The 20,050-nt window shown below is 62.6% G+C and carries 21 protein-coding genes; 12 read left to right on the top strand and 9 right to left on the bottom strand.

The annotated features are described in order from the left end of the window. The first annotated feature begins 80 nt into the window (after nucleotides 1-80). The 6 genes from ACZ5IU_RS10350 (at nucleotide 81) to ACZ5IU_RS10325 (ending at nucleotide 5,512) form a co-directional block, all read left to right on the top strand. Nucleotides 81-449: a hypothetical protein gene (locus ACZ5IU_RS10350; RefSeq protein WP_464416974.1), complete on the top strand. Its 369-nt coding sequence runs from the start codon at nucleotides 81-83 to the stop codon at nucleotides 447-449. Nucleotides 450-522: 73 nt separating this feature from the next. After that, complete coding sequence (locus ACZ5IU_RS10345; RefSeq protein ID WP_464416972.1) at nucleotides 523-1,242, top strand: TVP38/TMEM64 family protein; 720 nt, start codon at nucleotides 523-525, stop codon at nucleotides 1,240-1,242. A 27-nt stretch (nucleotides 1,243-1,269) separates the two neighbouring features. Next, nucleotides 1,270-1,686 carry a PH domain-containing protein gene (locus tag ACZ5IU_RS10340; protein WP_464416970.1) on the top strand — a complete coding sequence of 139 codons (417 nt, stop codon included), beginning with the start codon at nucleotides 1,270-1,272 and terminating at the stop codon, nucleotides 1,684-1,686. Nucleotides 1,687-1,782: 96 nt separating this feature from the next. Continuing rightward, on the top strand, nucleotides 1,783-2,271 hold the full coding sequence (locus tag ACZ5IU_RS10335; RefSeq protein WP_464416968.1) for a universal stress protein: 489 nt from the start codon (nucleotides 1,783-1,785) through the stop codon (nucleotides 2,269-2,271). 252 nt (nucleotides 2,272-2,523) lie between these two features. Beyond that, nucleotides 2,524-3,513 carry a TAXI family TRAP transporter solute-binding subunit gene (locus tag ACZ5IU_RS10330; protein WP_464416966.1) on the top strand — a complete coding sequence of 330 codons (990 nt, stop codon included), beginning with the start codon at nucleotides 2,524-2,526 and terminating at the stop codon, nucleotides 3,511-3,513. 82 nt (nucleotides 3,514-3,595) lie between these two features. Beyond that, a complete protein-coding gene (locus ACZ5IU_RS10325) occupies nucleotides 3,596-5,512 on the top strand; it encodes a TRAP transporter permease (protein WP_464416964.1) in 1,917 nt (638 codons plus the stop codon). 68 nt (nucleotides 5,513-5,580) lie between these two features. Here the strand turns inward: ACZ5IU_RS10325 and ACZ5IU_RS10320 are convergent, their stop codons facing one another. The 3 genes from ACZ5IU_RS10320 to ACZ5IU_RS10310 form a co-directional block, all read right to left on the bottom strand. Continuing rightward, nucleotides 5,581-6,000, bottom strand: a complete 420-nt coding sequence (locus ACZ5IU_RS10320) for a PH domain-containing protein (RefSeq protein ID WP_464416962.1) — start codon at nucleotides 5,998-6,000, stop codon at nucleotides 5,581-5,583. Between the two features lie 113 nt (nucleotides 6,001-6,113). Continuing rightward, nucleotides 6,114-6,239, bottom strand: coding sequence for a hypothetical protein (locus ACZ5IU_RS10315; RefSeq protein WP_464416960.1), 126 nt, complete (start codon nucleotides 6,237-6,239; stop codon nucleotides 6,114-6,116). A 26-nt stretch (nucleotides 6,240-6,265) separates the two neighbouring features. After that, a complete protein-coding gene (locus tag ACZ5IU_RS10310; protein WP_464416958.1) occupies nucleotides 6,266-7,510 on the bottom strand; it encodes a phenylacetate--CoA ligase family protein in 1,245 nt (414 codons plus the stop codon). Nucleotides 7,511-7,891: 381 nt separating this feature from the next. On the opposite strand from ACZ5IU_RS10310, the gene ACZ5IU_RS10305 reads away from it, so the two are divergent. From ACZ5IU_RS10305 to ACZ5IU_RS10285, 5 genes are all read left to right on the top strand, one after another. Then, complete coding sequence (locus ACZ5IU_RS10305) at nucleotides 7,892-8,998, top strand: Ldh family oxidoreductase (protein ID WP_464416956.1); 1,107 nt, start codon at nucleotides 7,892-7,894, stop codon at nucleotides 8,996-8,998. Nucleotides 8,999-9,044: 46 nt separating this feature from the next. Then, nucleotides 9,045-10,337 carry a nickel-dependent lactate racemase family protein gene (locus ACZ5IU_RS10300; protein WP_464416954.1) on the top strand — a complete coding sequence of 431 codons (1,293 nt, stop codon included), beginning with the start codon at nucleotides 9,045-9,047 and terminating at the stop codon, nucleotides 10,335-10,337. A gap of 1 nt (nucleotide 10,338) precedes the next feature. Beyond that, nucleotides 10,339-10,860: a TRAP transporter small permease gene (locus tag ACZ5IU_RS10295; protein WP_464416952.1), complete on the top strand. Its 522-nt coding sequence runs from the start codon at nucleotides 10,339-10,341 to the stop codon at nucleotides 10,858-10,860. Beyond that, nucleotides 10,860-12,143, top strand: a complete 1,284-nt coding sequence (locus tag ACZ5IU_RS10290) for a TRAP transporter large permease (RefSeq protein WP_464416950.1) — start codon at nucleotides 10,860-10,862, stop codon at nucleotides 12,141-12,143. Before ACZ5IU_RS10295 ends, ACZ5IU_RS10290 begins: the two co-directional genes overlap by 1 nt. Nucleotides 12,144-12,345: 202 nt before the next feature. After that, entirely contained in the window at nucleotides 12,346-13,344 is a 999-nt protein-coding gene (locus ACZ5IU_RS10285; RefSeq protein ID WP_464416948.1) for a TRAP transporter substrate-binding protein, read from the top strand. A 72-nt stretch (nucleotides 13,345-13,416) separates the two neighbouring features. Here ACZ5IU_RS10285 and ACZ5IU_RS10280 read toward each other — a convergent pair whose 3' ends face one another. Beyond that, on the bottom strand, nucleotides 13,417-13,542 hold the full coding sequence (locus ACZ5IU_RS10280; RefSeq protein ID WP_464416946.1) for a hypothetical protein: 126 nt from the start codon (nucleotides 13,540-13,542) through the stop codon (nucleotides 13,417-13,419). 83 nt (nucleotides 13,543-13,625) lie between these two features. Here ACZ5IU_RS10280 and ACZ5IU_RS10275 point away from each other — a divergent pair, with 83 nt between their 5' ends. Next, nucleotides 13,626-14,147: a GNAT family N-acetyltransferase gene (locus tag ACZ5IU_RS10275; RefSeq protein WP_464416944.1), complete on the top strand. Its 522-nt coding sequence runs from the start codon at nucleotides 13,626-13,628 to the stop codon at nucleotides 14,145-14,147. A 65-nt stretch (nucleotides 14,148-14,212) separates the two neighbouring features. Here ACZ5IU_RS10275 and ACZ5IU_RS10270 read toward each other — a convergent pair whose 3' ends face one another. The 5 genes from ACZ5IU_RS10270 to ACZ5IU_RS10250 all read right to left on the bottom strand — a co-directional run bounded on the left by ACZ5IU_RS10270 (nucleotide 14,213) and on the right by ACZ5IU_RS10250 (nucleotide 19,992). Further along, nucleotides 14,213-16,174 carry a S9 family peptidase gene (locus tag ACZ5IU_RS10270; RefSeq protein ID WP_464416942.1) on the bottom strand — a complete coding sequence of 654 codons (1,962 nt, stop codon included), beginning with the start codon at nucleotides 16,172-16,174 and terminating at the stop codon, nucleotides 14,213-14,215. A gap of 149 nt (nucleotides 16,175-16,323) precedes the next feature. Beyond that, on the bottom strand, nucleotides 16,324-17,382 hold the full coding sequence (gene uxuA, locus ACZ5IU_RS10265) for a mannonate dehydratase (protein ID WP_464416940.1): 1,059 nt from the start codon (nucleotides 17,380-17,382) through the stop codon (nucleotides 16,324-16,326). Between the two features lie 30 nt (nucleotides 17,383-17,412). After that, nucleotides 17,413-18,168 (bottom strand): SDR family NAD(P)-dependent oxidoreductase, encoded by a 756-nt coding sequence (locus tag ACZ5IU_RS10260; RefSeq protein WP_464416938.1) that lies wholly within the window; start codon nucleotides 18,166-18,168, stop codon nucleotides 17,413-17,415. A gap of 46 nt (nucleotides 18,169-18,214) precedes the next feature. After that, nucleotides 18,215-19,492 carry a TRAP transporter large permease gene (locus ACZ5IU_RS10255; RefSeq protein ID WP_464416936.1) on the bottom strand — a complete coding sequence of 426 codons (1,278 nt, stop codon included), beginning with the start codon at nucleotides 19,490-19,492 and terminating at the stop codon, nucleotides 18,215-18,217. Next, nucleotides 19,489-19,992: a TRAP transporter small permease gene (locus tag ACZ5IU_RS10250; protein ID WP_464416934.1), complete on the bottom strand. Its 504-nt coding sequence runs from the start codon at nucleotides 19,990-19,992 to the stop codon at nucleotides 19,489-19,491. The genes ACZ5IU_RS10255 and ACZ5IU_RS10250 overlap by 4 nt, the downstream gene beginning before the upstream one ends. Nucleotides 19,993-20,050 lie beyond the last annotated feature (58 nt).

Genomic DNA, 20,050 nt, shown 5'->3' with positions numbered 1-20,050 from the left:
CCTTTGTGGTTCTGGAGTCCGTCGCAACGATGACGGATCATGTCGTTTCATAACTTTTGCCGTTGAGGAGCGTGATTTTCATGAAAAAAGTTCTTCTGCCGTTTTTCGTCGTCTCAATGTTGCTTCTGGCGTCCGCGACAGCGTTCGCGGCGTTCGACTTCCTCGGCTTCGCCCAGAGCGAGCTTCTCGGCTGCGTCCATCCGACGGCCAGCGCCGAGAAGGCCAAGGTCGAATACGAAAAGGAACCCGTCCAGGACGGCGACCTCATCAAGGCACGGGTCAAGGTATTCTACAAGGGCTGGACGAAGAACAATTCCATGCTCGCGGACATCTACTACCTCGAGAACAAGAACGTGAAGCTCGTCCACGCCGAAGTTCTCGAGGATACGGCTTCAACCGGAAACGTCGCTCCGTGCAAATACGTCAACAGCTGGCAGGAAGTCAAGTAACGCCAGCTCCGGAGCGGACACAGGCGACCGCTTTATGTGGAAGCTGAATCCGGAAAACGTACGGCGGCGGTTTATGTCACTGGCGACGGTGACCGCCGCCGCTCTTTTTCTTTCCGTAGTGTTGTGGGTTCTCTACCGGGCTCTTTTTCCGTTTCTCCCCGAATCCGTCAGATCCCTGCTCGCCGAACTCGGACAGTCGGACTGGAAAGAGAGCGTCCGCAGACTGCGGGATGCCTTTGATTCGCTGGGATGGGCCAGAATTCCCGCGTTCCTGGGGGTGCAGTGCGCCCAGGTTTTTTTCGCTCCGATTCCCGGTCAGGTGACGGGGTTTCTCGGCGGCGTCCTTTTCGGCTTTCGCGACGGACTCGCGCTGACAATGGTCGGTCTGAGCATCGGCTCCGGACTTGCCATGGGAACGAGCCGCCTTCTGGGACGCCCGTTCGTGGTCCGCATGGCGGGCACTGGCGTCTTCGACAAGTTCGCGTATCTCATCGACGGCGGAGGGCTTTTCGGCTACTTTCTGCTCTTCCTGCTGCCCGCGCTTCCTGACGACGCCATCTGCTTCGTCGCGGGACTCTCCCGACTGCCGCTCGGTCGCCTCGTGCTCGTGTGCGTCATCGGAAGATTGCCCGGAATGGCGGTTCTCACGCTCGTGGGAGCGAGCACGGATACGGGAGGCATGACCGCGAGGGTGGTTTTCGCCGTCGCGATGCTGCTCTCGGGGCTTATCTGGCTTTATCAGGATCCGATCGAAACGTGGTACCGGACCCGCACAGGCGGAGGACGGAACTGACCTTCGTAATGAAAGGAAGTATGCGATATGGAATCGTTCACTGAAAAGGAACTTCGCCCCTCCTGGAAGTACAGCTGGCATCTCTTCCTTCTCTGCATCCTGATCGTACCCCTCGTCATGTACAAGGCCGGTCTCTGGTGGCTCTGGCTTCTCGTCTTCGGCATCCTGCCCGTCGGCTACGCCGCGATCGTCCGCGCCTCGACGCACCTCCTGATCAAAAAAGACGAAATCACGCTGGAAAAGGGACTCCTTTCGCGTGATTCAACCGAAGTCAAGATCCGTGACATCAAGACGATCGACGTCCAGCAGACGTTCGTGAACAGGATTCTCGGCATCGGCCGCCTCAGAATCGCCACGGCCGGAACGGAAGGATGGGAAATCGTCATCGACGGCATCGAATCGCCGAACGAAGTGCGGAATCTGATCCAGGCGCTCCAGGGTTGAGGTCCGGAAGGCCCGTCGCCTCCATCTGGCTCCGGCAACGGAAACGTGATATCCTTGTCGTGCAAGTCCGAACATACGATCGGGGAGGCGAGAGCCATGAAACGGGTGGTTGTTGCGGTGGATGGAAGCGAGGTCAGCAGGGCACTGATGGGGTACGCGTTCCATTACGCGTACCGCGAGGGAGATACGGAGCTGTATTTCCTGCACGTCGTGGAAACCACGAAATACGCCGGTTTCGAGCCGGGGCCGCTCTGGACGGGAGCGTACCTTCCCTGCGACGAGGATCGCATGAATCAGGCGCGGGCGTCGATCGAGGCCGGTGTGCAGGAAGCGCGGAAATCGTTTCCGCACGAGATCCCGAACATGTCCGTAACCGTGGTTCTCGGCGTGCCCTACCAGGAGATCGTGGACTTCGCGAAGGGAAAGGACGCCGACATGATCATGATCGGCCATCAGGGGCTGAGCAACCTGGAACGCTTCTTCATCGGAAGCGTCGCGGCGAAGGTCGTCGCGCACGCTCCGTGCAGTGTCTATGTCCTGAGGCCGAAGGCTGTCCCCGGAACGGGAGAAACGCAAAAGGCGTAGATCGGAACCGATGACAGGAGGGAAGCGGCACGCCGCTTCCCTCCTTGATTTTTCAGACGGGACGTATGCAGTATATCCTGAAATGGGACGCTCGCGTTCCGTGCCATGAATTTCATTTTCCTGTAGAATCAGAAACATATACGTTCAACGCGATACCTACCGCCGATCGGAGGTGATCGGGAAGCAACGGCGACACGACAGAACCGCAATGACATATCGCAACGACATATTTCGAAAGGAGACTTTCCACCGATGAAAAAGCTTGGCGTTCTTCTCGTTGCCGTCATGGCTCTCGCGATCCTTTCACTTCCCGCGGCCGCGGCCGGAAATTTCGTCACGATCGTCACGGGCAGCACCGGCGGAACGTACTACCCGGTCGGAACGATACTCGCCAACCATTTCAACACCGTCCTCGGTTCGAAGGGCATCAAATGGTCCGCGCAGAGCTCGGGCGGAACCGCCGAGAACCTCGAAATGATGAAAAAGAACGAGGCCGAAATGGCCATCGCGATGGCGAACCTGACCGGTTTCGCATATACCGGAACCGTCCGGTACGAGGGGAAGAAAATCGAGAACCTGCGCTACGTGATGGGGCTCTGGCCCGATGTCACGCAATTCGTCGTCCGCAAGGAAGCGAACATCAAAACGTGGGCCGACCTGAAGGGCAAGAAGATCGCCGTCGGACCGGCCGCCTCGGGCACCGAGTTCTCGAGCCGCGTCCTCCTGAAGGCGCTCGCCGGTTTCACGTTCGACGATATCGTCCCAGAACGCGTCGGCTATAACGAGGCGTCCCAGGCGCTCCAGAACGGAATGATCGACGCGTTCAACGCCGAGGCCGGAGTTCCGGTCGGAGCCGTCGCGGAACTCTACGCCGGACGCACCGAGGCCGGGATGCTCGAATTCTCGGACGAGGACATGGCGAAGCTCAAGACCGACGCCCCGTTCTACTACAGGGTCGTCATTCCCGCCGGTACCTATCCGAAGCAGGACAAGGACCTGAAGGTCGCGGGCATCAAATCCGCGCTCCTGGTCGCCAAGGACGTCCCCGAGGACGTCGTCTACCAGATGCTCACGGTCATCTACAACGACCGGGAAGCCATGAAGAAGGAACACGCGGCATTCACGAAGATCGATTTCGAACATCCGGCCGACGGCCTCTTCGGCGCTCCGCTGCATCCGGGCGCCGTGAAGTTCTTCAAGGAGAAGGGGCTTCCCGTCCCCGATTCCCTGATCGCGAAATAGCACCGCAGGCGACAGAATAGTCCGGAACGGGGCGGCCTTCCGAAAGGCCGCCCCGGTTTGATTCGAGTGGAGGAATTACCGTATGGCACTGAATTCCCTTCTGAAAGCGATCTCCCCGTTCGAGCAGATCCCGACCAGATCCCTGACGGGACGCATCGGTCTGTTCGCGCTGTGCCTCACCGTCGCGACGTCGCTCGTCCACTGCTGGATGAACACGTTCGGCGTGATGATGACGATCAAGATGAACGCGATCCACCTCGGGACGCTGATGGCCGTCACGTTCCTGCTCTATCCCGCGTTTCCAGGCTCACCGAGGGAGCGGCCGTCAATCCCCGACTGGATCCTCGCCGGACTGTCCCTCTTCGGAATGGCGTATCTGCTCCTCGTCTACAATCGCCTTCTCGACTCCAATATGGAGCCGCTGTTCATGGATCTCGCCGTGTCCGTCATGACCATGGCCGTCCTCACGGAGGCGAGCCGCCGTTCGATCGGCCTGCCGCTCACGATCCTGAGCGTCCTGTTCCTCGCCTACACGCGTTTCGGGCCATACTTCCCCGGACTCTTCGCACACCGGGGGTTCAACTGGGAACGGATCATCGTCCGCATGGCGCTCACGGACGAGGGAATTTACGGCACCACGCTGACCGTTTCGGCATCCTACGTGTTCATGTTCATCCTGTTCGGATCGTTCCTCGCCGCAACGAAGACGAGCGAGTTCTTCAACGACTTCGCGATGGCCCTCGCCGGACGCTTCCGGGGCGGACCGGCGAAGGTCTCCGTCGTCGCGTCCGGGCTCATGGGGACGATCTCGGGCAGCGCGCAGGCCAACGTCGCCACGACCGGAGCGTTCACGATTCCGCTCATGAAAAGGATCGGATACAAGGACTACTTCGCGGGAGCCGTCGAGGCGGCCGCGAGCACGGGCGGAATCTTCATGCCGCCGATCATGGGAGCCTCGGCATTCATCATGAGTTCGTTCCTCGGGCTCCCGTACACGACGATCATGCTCGCGGGGTTCGCTCCCGCCTTCCTGTACTATCTCGGGATCATGTTCATGGTCGACCTGAGGGCCAAGAAGGTGGGCATGAAGGGGCTCCCGAAATCAGAGCTGCCGTCGCTCCGGGCGACGATGAAGGACAAGGGGCACATGCTCTTCCCGCTCGCCTTCATCATGTACATGCTCATCGCCGGATACACGCCGCTGTATTCGGCGATGATGGGGCTGCTCGCGATCATCGTCGTCTCGTCGCTCAAGAAATCGACGCGGATGAACTTCCGGGCGTTCATCAACGCGCTCGACGACGGCGCGAAAAGCTCCGCCCCCGTCGCGGTCTCGTGCGCGGTGGTCGGGTTCATCGTCGGCGCGGTCGGAATGACGGGGCTCGGCCAGGTCATCGCGATGAACATCATGCGGTTCTCGGGCGGACACCTCTGGATCGCGTCGGTCCTCTGCATGGTCGCGTCGCTCGTCCTCGGCATGGGGCTCCCCTCGACGGCATGCTACATCGTCACCGCGACCATCGCGGCGCCCGCGATGCAGACGATGGGCGTCCACCCGCTCGCGGCGCACTTCTTCGCGTTCTACTTCGGCACGATGTCCGGCGTCGTCCCGCCGGTCGCGCTCACGAGCTTCACGGCCGCGGGGCTCGCCGGAGCCAAGCCGACGAAGGTCGCCATCGTCGGCCTCGCGCTCGCGTCGTCGGGACTCATCCTGCCCTTCCTCTTCGTCTACAATCCCGTGCTGCTGCTGATCGATTTTTCCTGGTCCCTCTTCCTCTTCGACTTCGCGATCGCGGCGCTCGGGATCTTCGCGCTCTCCGTGGCGTTCATCGGAATCTGGCGAAGCGTCACCCCGATGTGGGAACGCATTCTGTTCTTCGCCTCGGGTGTCGCACTCGTGAATCCGGTCCGGGACATGAGGTTCGGAGCGATCGCCGCCTTCGCGGCCGTCGTCGCGCTGCACTGGATCATGACCCGGCGGAGGGTCCGACACGCCTGAGACGGCGGGAGGAAAGCGCTCTGTACCAGCAAGGAAATGCCCCGGTCCCCGGACCGGGGCGTTTTTTTTCATGTGTATGAAGTGGCGTTTCCCCCGAGCCGCGCAACCGCCGCGAGATCCCGGACGAGCGGTCCGAGCCGGACGCAGTCGCGCCTCACGATTGAGTCGACGACTTTCGGGCCGCCATCCGTATCGAGGCGCAACGCACCGAAGAAGAACCCGGACTTCCACGTCACACCCAGGACGCGGTCCAGCCGGAGTTCGTCCTTCCTGGGCGTCAGGGCTCCCTGTTTCAGGAACAGGAGTCTTCGGTCCGTGACGAAAAGAACCCACGTATATTCCGCATAGAGACACCCCGTCATTCCGAAAAGGGCCTCGCCCTCTTCGAGAACGCCCGCAAGCAGCGCCGGTTCGTTGCGCCGCCGCCACTTCGGATATTCGGGAACGCCCTCGAGCTGCCGGAGAACAGAGTCTTCGTCAATGGGCATTTCATGCGCCTCCGATCCGGGATCGTACTCCGGATTCCATCATACACGACCGGAACGGAAAAGTCCGGTCTCCCCGACGATGGAGAGGCCGAACGCCGCATTCCCTGATCCTTTCAGGATTTTTTCTCGGACGCCATGACCGAACGGTACGCGAGGCAGAGGCCTTCGAAATCCCGCTCCATATCGACACTGTCGCACGTTCCGCGAACCGCCGCCTGTTGCTGTTCCTTCTTCTCCATCGTCGTCACCTCCCTTGCAGGAATCCTCACGCGACCCGCCGGACGCGACTCGCCTTTCCGTCGCTCCGGCCGAGCGCCCCGGGCTCCACGATCCGGAAACCGACGCGGATGCCGAGAACATCCCTGAGAGCGGCCACAGCCTCGCGCGCCAGCGCGTCGTAGGAATGCGCCGGGACGTCCGCCTCCGCCTCGCAGAGAAGAGCGAGCTCGCTGAGCCCCTCCCGTTCGCTGACATCGATCCGGTATTGCATCGACAACCCCGGAACGCGGGGCAGCACCGATTCGATCTGGGACGGAAAGACATTCACTCCCCGAATGATGAGCATGTCGTCATTCCGCCCGGGCACACGGCCGATCCTGACGCCCCCACGTCCGCACGCGCACGGCTCCTGCGTCAGACTCGTGAGATCGCGCGTCCGGTAACGGACGAGCGGCAACGCCTCCTTGCCGAGCGGCGTGAGGACAAGTTCTCCCGTTTCCCCGTCCGGAAGCGGCTCGAACGTCTCAGGATCGACGACCTCCGCGAAGAAGCGTCTCCCGTCGATGTGCATCCCGTCGCGATGCGGGCACTCCATCGCGACCCCAGGTCCCATGATCTCCGACAGACCGTAGATGTTCAGCGCGGTCACGCCGAGGCGCTCCTGGAGGGAATCCCGAAGCTCCCCGCTCCACGCCTCGCCTCCGAGAATCGCGATCCGGAGGCTGAGCCGCGACCGGACACCGATCTCTTCGATCCGCTCCGCAAGGTGCAGCGCATAGGACGGCGTACAGGCGAGAACGGTTGTCCCGAGGGATTCCATGAGCATGAGCTGTCGCTCCGTGAAACCGCCCCCCGCCGGAATCACGGTCGCTCCGATCCGCTCGCCGCCGTAGTGAAACCCGAGCCCGCCCGTGAACAGACCGTATCCGAACGCCACCTGGATGATGTCGTCGGCGGTCACTCCGGCCATCCGGAGACAATCGGCCATCGCTTCGGTCCAGTTTTCGAGATCGGCCTTCGAGTACGGGACGAATGTCGGCGTCCCGCTCGTTCCGGAGGAGGCGTGCAACCTGACGACGGCTTCACGGGGGCAACTCATGCTTTCGAAGGGTCCGCGGTCGCGGAGATCCTGCTTCGTCATGAACGGGACCTTCCGGAAATCCGCAATGCTCCTGACGTCGTCCGGAAGCATCCCGAGAGAACGCATCCGCTCCCTAAAGAGGGCGTTCACCCCGAAAACCCGATTCACCGTATCCCGCAACCGCTCGACCGTCTCCATCCTGAACGTCATCCCGCTCACGCTCCTCTCCTGGTTCCGCGCATAAAAAAAGGCCGGGTTCCCACGTGGGAACCCGGCCTGAGAGATCGGACCAACGACGCCTAGGCGTCGGCCCACCCCCGGGGTCCCACGCATCTGCGCCAAAAGGTAAAGGAGAAAACGGTTGTCTGCCCTGCCTTTTCGGATACCCCGGTACGCGCGATCATGTCGCACGCTCCTCTCCCTGCTCGGATTGCGGATGTTTATACCACCGCTCCGCCCGTATGTCAACAGTTTGCGCGACGACAGCCGGATTCGTCGCCGCGGCCCTCCTGCGGGACCCCGGCACTGGAAACTTTCATGGGAACTTCCCGCGTCTTTATGGTACGATTACATCGCGGAGGTGATGGAATCATGTACCATAGGGTGGGATACGAGCGTCTGCTCTCCCGGACGCAGGAAATTCTCGAGAAGATCGGATATCCGGCGCACAAAGCGAACATCACCGCGTGGGTTCTCGCCGAGGCCGACGCCAGAGGCGTCCCGTCGCACGGCGTCACGCGCGTCAAGGTCTACCGCAACGAGATGGAACAGGGCCACGTCAATCCCGAAGCGGAACCCGAGATCGTTCACGAGACTCCCGTCTCGATCGTCGTCGACGGCCATTACGGCGTCGGGGCGCATATCGCGGACTTCACGATGCGGCGCGTGATCGAAAAGACGCGGGAGCACGGAACATGCTACGCGTCGGTGCGCAACTCGAATCACTTCGGAATGGCGGGGCTCTGGGCCGAGATGGCCGTAAAGGAGGGGTTCGGCGGGAGCGCGTTCACGAACACGATCCGGTGCGCGGTTCCGACGCTTGGCTGCGAGCGACTCCTCGGGACGAACCCCATCGCCTTCGGACTCCCCTCCGACGAGGAGCTTCCGTTCCTGCTCGACATGGCGACGACAACCGCACCGCGCGGCAAACTCGGAGTCTATAAGCGACGCAATCGTCCGCTGCCCGAAGGATGGTTCGTCGGCGAAAACGGCGAACCGGTGACGGATCCCGCCGAGGCGACCTCCATTCTCGCCGATCCGACCGGAACGCACGGCGGCCTCGTATTCCTCGGCGGAACGACCGAGATCATGGGCGGCCACAAGGGATACGGGCTCGCGCTCTTCGTTGACATGCTCTGCGGCCCCCTCGCCCACGGTCCGTGGACGCGGGATGTCTTCCAGACGCAGGACGCGAACGTCGGGCACTTTTTTTCGGCGTTCCGGCTCGACCTCTTCGGCGACGAAGGTGACGTCCGCCGCCGGGTGGGCGACGTGCTCCGCGCGCTTCGCGCCTCGTCCCCGGGCGAACCGGCGGGACGCGTCCTTACGCACGGCGAAAAGGAAGCCCTCCGGAGAGCGACGGCCCTGAAGGACGGCGTCGTTCTCGACGAAACCACATATGAGATGATGGAGGAGTACGCGAAGGAATTCGGACTCGGGCCTCTTCCGGCGATCGAATGCGAAGAAACGGAGAAATAGGGGCGTCCGTCGGAGTTTCGGACCTGTGGAAAGCGAGGGAGATTCCATGGCGCGCATCGATTTTCCCTACCCCGGAATCGCAGGGGCGGACATTCCGGACGCAAATCTGACGGCGATTCTCGAACCCAGGGCGACACCCCCCGCCGCGGAGGACGATACGGCGGAAGTCCGCCGGGCGATGTCCTCCCCGATCGGAACGCCGCGGCTCCGCGACATGGCGCCGCGCGGGGGATCGGTCCTCATCCTGATCGACGACAACACCAGAAACACGCCGGCGGACCGGATTCTGCCGCTGCTGCTCGAAGAACTCGAACAGAGCGGCGTCGCGCCGAAGGACGTTACGATCATGATCGCGCTCGGCACCCACCGCCCGATGACGCGCGAGGAGACGGAACGCAAGGTCGGGCGCGCGATCCTCGAAACGTGCCGGATCGTCGAGCACCGATGGGACCGCCCCGACGGCCTTGTCCGGCTTGACGACACGGAGGGCGGCACTGAAGTCTGGGTCAACAAAATCCTGCTCTCGTCGGACCTCGTGATCGGCCTCGGACACATCACGCCCCACCGCGTCGCGGGCTTTTCGGGCGGATCGAAGATCGTCCAGCCGGGAGTCTCGGGCGGCGTCACGACCGGACAGACACACTGGATCAGCGCGCTATACGACGGGAAGGACATCATGGGCAGGCGCGACAACCCCGTCCGGCGCGAGATGGATTCCGTAGCGAAGGCAGCCGGGCTTCGTTTCATCGTGAACGTGATTCTCGACCGGCACGAGCGGATCTACCGCTGCGTCTGCGGCGACCCCGTAGAAGCCCACAGGGCCGGATGCGACGCGTCGCGCGAGATCTTCGGCGTCCCGTTCGGGCGGTACGCCGATATCGTCGTCGCCGACTCCTATCCGGCCGACTGCGAACTCTGGCAAGCCGCGAAGGGCATCTACTCGGCCGACCTCGCGCTCGCGCCGGGAGGAACGCTCATCCTCGTCACGCCCTGTCCCGACGGTGTCGCGAACGGACATCCGGAGCTCTCGAAGATCGGATACCTCCCGTTCGCCGAAATCGACGCGCTCGTCCGCGACAGGAAGATCGACGATCTCACGCTCGCCGCCCACATCGCCCACGTCGGACGCATCGTGCTCGACAACGGACGCAGGGGCATTCTCGTCAGCCCGGGAATCGACAGGGCGACGACGGAACGACTTCACATGGAGTATGCGGCGACTCCGTCCGAGGCGCTCGCGGCGGCTTTCGCACGCCACGGAAGGGACGCGCGAGTGACCGTCGTCAAGAACGGCGGGGACATGCTTCCGGTCTACGCGCCCGAAAAAGGAGGAGCGTGACATGAAAGGCGTCCTCGGGGTCGCGGAGGGGCTCTACCGACTGCTTCTCACGATCATGGCGATCGTCCTGTTCTGCGTCGTCGGCGCCTCCGTCTTCACGCGCTACTTCCTGAACAGCTCCCTCGGCTGGGCGGATGAACTCTCGCGCTTCACCTTCATCTGGATCTCGTTCCTCGGAGCGGCCTACGCGTACGCCTACGACGAACACCTCGGCCTCGACTTCGTCGTGGACCGCATCAGACCCGCAAGGCTCCAGCTTTTCGTCCGGCTTTTCGGCGACATTTCGATCGGCGCGGTCATCCTCGTCATCACGATCTACGGATGGACGGTCGCCGACTCCGCGACGAATCTTTCGCCCGCGCTCTACATCCCCATGAAGTGGGTGTATATGATCGTCCCGGCGACGGGCGCGTTCATGGCGGTCCTGAACCTGGCCAAGATCGCCGGACGCGTCATGGCCCTTTTCGGACACGACGCGGGGGCGGGACGCCACCCCGCTGACGGAACGGAGGGGAACGGCTGATGCTCTTGATCTTTCTTTCCATCCTCTTCGGCGTTACGATCCTCGGGGTTCCGATCGTCTTCAGCCTCGGCGTCGCGAACCTCGTGATGCTCGTCGTCATGGACCTTCCGTTCATGGTGCTCCCCGCGGAGATCATCTCGGGGATGAACAGCTTCCCCCTGCTCGCGATTCCGTTCTTCATGTTCGTCGGCGAGGTCATGAACCGCGGCGGCATCGCGAAACGCCTCGTCGACTTCGCCGATTCGCTCGTGGGGCATATCACGGGCGGACTCGGGCACGTGTCGATCCTGAGCAGCATGTTTTTCGGCGGCATCTGCGGTTCGGCCGTCGCCGAAGCCGCTGCGATCGGCGGACTCCTCGTGCCGCCGATGGTCAAACAGGGGTACCCATCCCCCCTAGCGGGCGCGATCACGGCGTCCGCGGCCGTCATCGGGATCATCATCCCGCCGAGCATTCCATTCATCCTGTTCGGAATCGTCACGAACACGTCCATCGCGAAGATCTTCCTCGGCGGCATCATCCCGGGGATCCTCGTCGGCCTCGCGCTCATGGTCACGACCTATTTCATCACGAAGAAACGGAACATCGCGACGCGGAAGACCGAGCGCCGCTTCTCCGGCGCCCGCGTATGGGAGACGTTCAAGGGAGCGGCTCTCGCGCTCTCGATCCCCGTCATCATCGTCGGCGGCATCCTCGGCGGAATCTTCACCGCGACCGAGGCCGGAGCCGTCTCCGCCTTCGTCGCGCTCTTCCTCGGACTCTTCGTCTACAGGGAAGTCTCGTTCCGCGACATTCCGGGAATCTTCCTCTCGACGGCGAAAACGACGGGCATCGTGCTCTTCCTGTGCGGCATGGCGATGGGGACGGCATGGCTCCTGACGCGAGCGCGCGTTCCGTTCGAGCTCGCGGAGACCGTCCGCTCGCTGACGGATTCCCGGATGGGAATCCTGCTCCTGACAAACGTCATCCTCTTCTTCGTCGGCTTCGTCATGGACCTGACGCCCGCGATGCTCATCCTCGCGCCGATCCTGCTTCCGCTCGTCCAGTCGGTCGGCATCGATCCCGTCTACTTCGGAGTCGTCATGTCCGTCAACCTCGGCATCGGACTGATCACTCCGCCGGTCGGAACGGTGCTCTACGTCAGCTGCGGCGTCGCGAACGTGCGCTTCGACGACCTCGTCCGTTCGATCGTCCCGTACGTCGTCGCGGAGGTCGCGACGCTCGTCCTGCTGCTTCTTTTCCCGCAGCTCGTGCTCTTCGTCCCGAACCTGGTGATGCGGTAGGGCCGGCGTTTCATCCGACGTCGCGGCAATGTCGGAAAGGAAGGGGGCGGCTCGGGGGAGGAGACGAACAGAGATACGGAGCGGAGAAGTTCGGGATCATGGAGACAGGCCGGTCCTTCCGGCATGTCGGGCGCCGGTGTTCGGCGATTTCCGGCAACGCTTCCGGAAAGGGGCGTTGCATGAAAGGAGACGTGACGTCATCGTGAAAAAGACTTTTTCGGTTCTTGCAGCTCTCGTACCGATTCTGTCCGTCTGTTCCGTCGCTTTCGCAGCCGAAACGTTCAAGATCTCGGCCGGGATCGGCCTCAACGACAAGTCCGCACAATACAAGTCTCTCGTATTCTTCAAGGATCTCGTCGAAAAGAACGGCCAGGGCCGGATCAAGGTCGATCTGTACCACTCCAGCCAGCTCGGAGACGACCGGAAGATGATGGAGGCGCTCAAGATGGGGACGCAGGAGATGACCTGCCCCTCGACGGCCCCGATGACCGGCTTCGTCAACGCGTTCAAGATCTACGACCTGCCGTTCATCTTCCCGAGCGAAGAGGTCGCGGATTATATTCTCGACGGCCCCGTCGGGAAGAAGATCCTCGACATGCTCCCCGCGCAGGGGCTCGTCGGCCTCGCGTACTGGGAGAACGGATTCCGTCAGCTCACGAACAGCACTCGCGCCGTGAAAACCCCCGAAGACATGAAGGGGCTCAAGGTTCGGACGATGGAGAATCCCATCCACCTCGCCGCGTTCAAGACCATGGGCGCGAATCCGACGCCGATGGCGTTCGGCGAGCTGTTCTCCGCGATGCAGCAGAAGGTCGTCGACGGACAGGAAAACCCGTGGGGAACGATCTACCTGCAGAATTTCTTCGAGGTCCAGAAGTTCGCGACCGACACCGGCCACATTTATTCGCCGTTCGTCCTGCTCATCTCCGAGAAGTTCTGGGACAAACTCCCCGACGATCTGAAGAAGATCGTCCAGGACGCCGCGAACGAGTCGAAGATTCACAACCGGAAGCTCAACCGCGAGATGAACGCCGAGTACCTCGAAAAGCTCAAGACGAAGATGGACGTGACCATCCTGACGCCCGAACAGCGCGCGAAGTTCCAGGAGGCCGTAAAGCCCGTCTATGACCAGTTCGCGAAGGAAATCGGAACCGAGCTCGTCGACGAGGTCATGAAGCTCGTCAGGGAGTACAAGAAGTAGTTTCGCAAACGAACGGGGCGCGTCCCGGGCGAAGGGAATGCGCCCTTTTTTTCGCTTCGGGCCCGTGCGCCGTCAGAGGATCAGGGCGTTCCGCCCCTCGATCCCTTCCCTGTAGATCTCGAGAACCGCAGCCGCATCCGAAGAACGCATCGGACGGATCATCCGGACGACCATCTCCGACTTTCGCAAATTTTCCAAATATTCTACGTCATCCGTTTACAAAAATCGCCGTCTGGAGTGAAATTGCTCTGGAACTCTCCAATCCGAAAGGAGGATCATCCGTGAAAACATTCTCCGAAAAGGATCTCGACGACGTCTGGATCCGGACCGAAATGAAACCCGGCGATCTCGGTGCGATCGTCCATCTGCACGGAACCCTCTACGCGAAGGAGTACGGCTTCGACACGACGTTCGAGACGTATGTCGCCAGACCTCTCTGCGATTTCGTGCTTCAGCCGTCGAAACGGCAGAAGATATGGCTCGTCGAGCGGGAACAGTCGCTCCGGGGGTGCATCGCGATCGTGGAGTCCACCCCGGAGGTCGCGCAGCTCAGATGGTTCCTGCTCCACCCGGACATCAGAGGACTCGGCCTCGGACGCTATCTCGTCGGAGAAGCCGTGAAACACTGCCGCTCCGAGGGGTTCTCCGAAGTGTTCCTGTGGACGCTCGAATCGCTCAGGGCCGCGCTGAAGCTCTACCGTGAACAGGGGTTTTCGCTCGTGGAGGAAGATCGCCACGTGATATGGGGACAGACGGTGACGGAGCAGAAATACGCGATGTCGCTGAGGAAGCCGGTCGCCTGACGGACCGTGCGGGACGGACGAGCATCCGTTCGCGTCCGCCCCTGCGCGATCCCCGAAACCGAAGCCTACGCTTTGAGATACCGCTCGAACCAGGCGACGATCTCCCGAAGGCGCGCGAGCCGGGGCTTCGGTCGCCCGGAACGGCTGAGTTCGTGGTTCTCGCCCCTGAAGACGCAGATTCTCGAGGGAACGCCATGACGCCTGAGCGCCGTGAACATCTGGAGCCCCTGGGTAAGTTCGCAGCGATGGTCCTCGTCGGAGTGGATGAAGAGCGTCGGCGTTTTCGCCCTGTCCGCGTATTTCAGCGGCGAATGCCACCAGAGCTTGTCGACGTCCGTCCAGATGTCGGCGGCCTGCTGATCCGGCACGAAGTAGTACCCGATGTCGGAGATCCCCGCCTTCGAGATCCAGTTCGAGATGCTCCGCTGCGCGACGGCCGCCCGGAATCGGTCCGTATGGCCGATGATCCAGTTCGTCATGTAGCCGCCGTAGGAGCCTCCCGTGACGCCGAGACGCCCCGCGTCGACGAACGGGAGGTTCGCGGTCGCCCAGTCCGTCACGGCCATGAGGTCGTCGTAGTCGATCGTGCCGTACTTTCCGCGGATGTCGTCGAACGCGTTGCCGTAACCGTCGCTCCCGCGGGGGTTCGCGTACACAACGACGTACCCTTTCGCGGCCCAGCACTGCATCTCGTGGAAGTAGACGTCGCCGAACGTCATCTTCGGGCCGCCGTGGATGTTGAGGATCATCGGGTACTTCGCGCCCTCGCGGAAACCGACGGGCCTCATGAACCAGACGTCGAGCGGATCGCCCGACCCCGGGTCGGTCCGGACGTGTTCGGGGCGGATCACGTCGATTTCCGACAGGATCTCCCGGTTGAAGTTCGTGACCCTCCGTTCACCGTCCGCATCGACGATGTACAGCTCTTCGAGGTCCTGCCCCTCCATGCCGACGACAGCCGCCCTGTCGCCGTTCACGTCGTAGTCGTCGACGGTCGAGATCGTCTTCGTGAGCCATTCGACGGCCCCTGACTCATCGACCCGTTCGAGGACGGAACGGGAGCCTTCCGTCGATACGAACCACGCCTTCCCGGTGCCGGAGAAGAAGCTCAGATTCAGATCCGCGCACCCGTAGCGGCAGTCGGACGCCACCGAATTTCGCAGGCCCCTGTCGAGTGCCGGGGTGACGCACGCGCGTTTCCCGCCCGAAAGCACGTGGAACCGCACGTTCTCGTTCACCCCGTGGGCGAGGCAGTCGCTCCCCGTGAGCAGGATCGCGTCGTCCGCGCCCTCCCACGGCGCGTAGTCGGCGCACTTGCACGAGAAGCCTTCCTTTTCTCCGTCGAGAAGGATTTTCCGGTCTCCGCCGTCGATCGCGATCTCCATCAGGACGTTTCTCTGCGGGCGGACGTCCCTGTAGACTGGTCCGAGCGCGAGGACGTTCGTCCCGTCCCGGGAAACGCGATATCGTTCGACATCCATATCCTCGGGCGTCAGCCGCGTGAGCGAGCCCGTCGAGAGGTCGCACAGGCAGAGCGCGTGTTTCTTCCCTCCCGTGAACCCCTTGCCGTTCGAGCAGAACGGCACCGATTCGAATACCATATAGTCGGCCTGCTCCGGATTGTCGATCTCGGGCTCGAAGGCCGCGAGAACGAGAGCGCGAGCCTCGCCGAGCGCCCGGATGCTCGTCACGTCGCGGGCGATCGTACAGACGGGACGGGCCTCTCCGCCGTCCGGCGAGAGCGCGTAGATTCTCGTCTGCCCCTTCGGAATTTCGGCGCGGTCGCTCGCGAAAATGATCTCGGATCCATCGCGGCTCCAGCAGAAGAACTTTTCCCTCGCGGATGTCGTGAGACGGCGGCTCGCGTCGCGGACGCAGTCGTACAGCCAGATGTCCGACGAATATCGGTTGGCCTCGAGGTCAGCCTGATGGACGAAGAACGCGACCTTCGTCCCGTCCGGCGAGAATCCCGGACGGGAGAGGAAACGGAAACGCAGGATATCCCTGGGTTCAACGGGTCTTTTCACGAACGATCGACTCCTTCCAGACGGATGCCGGAAATGCGAAACGGCGCCCCGGTCTTCAGGAACGCCGCCATATACTATCATATTCCGTTCCCCTGTCCGATCCTGCCATTGTCAGGCGAAAGCCGCACAGCGCCGCCCTTTTGCCGCCGTCACCGGCCCTCTCCCGCAGCTTCCTTCCCGATGGCTTCCCAGAGCCCGGCAAGGTACATGATCCCGAGTGCGCGGTCGTAGAGCCCATACCCCGGTTTCCCCGTCTCGCCCCAGATCATGCGGCCGTGGTCCGGACGCATCGGGCCCGAGAAGCCGACGTCGTGGTACGCCTTCATGATCTCGAAGATATCCAGCGATCCGCAGGCGCTCGGATGGGCGCTTTCGTGGAAGTCGCGCCCCTCGAGGATCTTCACGTTCCGAACGTGCGCGAAGTGGATGCGCTTCCCGAAACGCCGGATGATCTCCGGAAGATCGTTGTCGCGGCTGACGCCGAACGATCCGGAACACAGCGCGAGTCCGTTGTTCGGACTGTCGGCGAGCGACAACATCCGCTCGAGCGCCGCCTCGCACGTGATGATCCTCGGAACGCCGAACACCGGCCACGGCGGGTCGTCGGGGTGGATGCCCATACGAACGCCGGCCTCCTCCGCGACCGGAACCACGCGTTCGAGGAAGTAGCGGAGGTTCTCCCAGACGCCCTCTTCGCCCATGTCCCGGTACGCGTCGACGAGGCGGGGCATCTCCTCTTCGCCGTAGGAGAAGATCCACGCGGGAAGCGACTTCCCCCACGAGAAGAGATTCATCCCCGAGATCGCGTCGTGGTCGTACGAAAGGCATGTCGACCCGTCGGGAAGCCGCATGGCGAGATCGGTCCGCACCCAGTCGAACAGGGGCATGAAGTTGTAGCACAAGACGCCGACGCCCGCGCGCCCCATGTTCCGGACGCTCTCGCAGAACGCGTCGATATAGGCGTCGCGCGTTCCCCTGAGCCCGAGCTTGATGTCCTCGTGGACGGGGATGCTCTCGATCGCGGAGAGCGAGAAGCCCTTGTCCTCGACGCTCTTTCTGAGCGCCAGGATGCGGTCGGACGGCCAGACTTGCCCCGGCGGGATATCGAACAGGGCGCCGACGATTCCCGTGACGACCGGGATCTGTGCGATCCGCTCGAGCGTCACGGGATCGTCGTCGCCGTACCATCGGAACGAAAACTGAACCATGCGCTTCCTCCTTTTCTGCGGGCCCCCGGATCAGAACCCGATGCTCGTTCCGCCGTCCACCGGCAGCACGACGCCGGTCAGGTACCTCGCGGCGGGCGAGAGCAGGAACGCCGCGGCCATTCCGACCTCTTCGGGCGTTCCGAGACGATCCATCGGGGTCCTCGAGATGACCTTCGCCCTCCGGTTCGGATCGCCCTCGAACGCCTTGCGCGACATGGCCGTGTCGATGAACCCGGGAGCGACCGCGTTGACGGTCACCCCTTTGGGCGAGAACTCCGTGGCGATCTGCTTCGCCAGTCCCGCGACGGCCGCCTTGGACGCCGTATACGCGCAGACCTTCGGGATTCCGAACAGCGACGTCATCGAGGCTACGAAGAGAACGCTCCCCTCGCCGCGCGCAAGAAGCCGTTTGCCGACCTCGCGCGTCATCGCGAACGCGCCGAGAAGGTTGATCTGCAGGACCGCGAGAAATTCCTCGTCCGACGTGTCGACGACGTCCTTCTTGAGATTTCTCCCGGCGTTGTTGACGAGCCCCCAGAGCGGGCCCTTTTCCTCGACCTTCGCGACGAACGCGGGGATCGACGGAAGATCCGCGACGTCGCCGACGAACCGGGAACTCCGTTCGCCAAGCTCGCTGCACGCCGCAGCGAGCGTCTCTTCGTGACGTCCCGAGAGAACCGCGAAGCCACCGGCGTCGACGATCGACCGCGCGATCGCGAGTCCGATGCCCTGCCCCCCTCCCGTCACGAGAATGCGCTTTCCTTCGAGCGAAAACGGGTGCGCCATAGTTCCGTAGCCTCCCTGACCCGTTCCGGGTCCTGTGTTTGCGTTTCTACCTGCCGAGAAGGAGATTCGGCAGGAAGAGCGTGACCTGCGGCACGTAGGTCACGAGCCCCAGGACGACGAAGCTCGCCGCCAGGAACGGCAGGAGTGCCTTCGTGATATCCATGATGGACACCTTTCCGATTCCCGAGGCGATGAACAGACAGACGCCGACGGGGGGCGTATTCAGCCCGATGACCAGATTCAGGACGCACATGACCGTGAACTGGATCGGGTCGACGCCGACCTGGACGGCGACATTGAGAAGGATCGGCATCAGGATCATGACGGCCGCGATCGTCTCCATGAAGGTCCCCACGAAGAGCAGGAGAATGTTGATCATGAGCAGCAGGAGGTATTTGTTCCGCGTCAGGTCGAGCATCCACTCGGCCACCATCTGCGGGACCTGCTCCGTCGTGAGGATCCACGCGAAGAGGTTCGCGAGACCGACGAGCATCATGAGCGACGACGTCGTGATCGCCGTGTCCAAGAAGATCTTCGTGAGATCCTTCCATCCGAGATTCCGGTAGACGAAGACGCCGATCACGATCGCGTACACGACCGCCACCATCGCGGCCTCTGTCGGCGTGAAGTATCCGTTGGCGATCCCGACGAAGATGAGGACGATGAGGAGAAGCGCCCAGACCGCGTTCCAGATGGACGCGAAGAACTGCTTCAGCGACATCGGGGGTTCCTTCGGGTGGTTGTGCTTGACGGAGATGTAATACGACACGACGCCGAGCGCGAGACCCAAAAGAAGTCCCGGAACGACTCCCGCGATGAACAGCTTGCTCACGGACAGCCCCGCGACGGTCCCCGCGACGATCATCGGAAGGCTCGGCGGAATGATCGGGCCGCACATCGACGACGCGGCCGTGACCGCACACGAGAAGTCCGCCTCGTACCCCGCCTTCTTCATCGCCGGGATCAGGATCGCGCCGATGCTCGCGGTATCGGCGGCCGCCGTTCCGGAAATTCCGGCGAAAAAGACGCTCGCGGCGATGTTCGCGAGCGACAGGCCGCCGCGAATCCGTCCGACGAGGGCGTTCGAGAAGTCGATGATCCGTTCGGTGATCCCGCCGACGTTCATGAGGTTTCCGGCGAGGATGAAGCCGGGCACGCAGAGAATGACGAACGAGTCGATGCCGCTGAACATCCGCTGCGGGATGATATTGAGGGGGATATCGGCGACGATGAGGTAGACCGCCGAGGAAAGGCCGAGACAGAAGGCGATGGGGAAACCGATCAGCATGGCGAGGAAAAAGACCGCGAACATCGTGAGGATCATGGCTTGAGCGCCTCCCTTCCCGCGTCTCCGCCCGAAAGGAACGCGCGGACCGCTCCGCCGAGATCGGCGACGAGGTAGACCGTCAGCGTCAGGGCCGCCAGGAACATGCTGAAATAGAAGACGCTCATCGGCATCATCAGCGCCGCGGACGTCTGTCCCTCCACCGCGACGACGATGGACCACGCCTCGACGGTCACGGCCCCGAAAAAGGCCGCGAGGACGACGTCGATGAAGACTGCGAGGACGGTGTTCACGCGCGCCGAAAGGCGCGACGTAAGGATATCGACGTTCACGTACGCCCGCTCCCTGACCGCGAGCCCCGCGGAGAAGCCGACCGTGTAGAGCAGCATCAGCCGCGACACCTCTTCCGTCCACGTCGGGACCTTCGGGAAGAAGAGCCGGGCGACGACCTGGAGCATGACGACGCTCACCATTCCCGCCAGGCTCGCGATGCTTCCGAGTTTGAGAATTCCTTCGCATATGTTCCTGAGAGCCTTCACGCGGAATCGCACCTCCTGCAAGAAAGAACGGCAGGCGCCGCGTGCGCGGGCGCCTGCC

It is taken from the genome of Lactivibrio alcoholicus (assembly GCF_055390895.1).
This window is presented reverse-complemented; position numbering and strand designations above follow the sequence as displayed.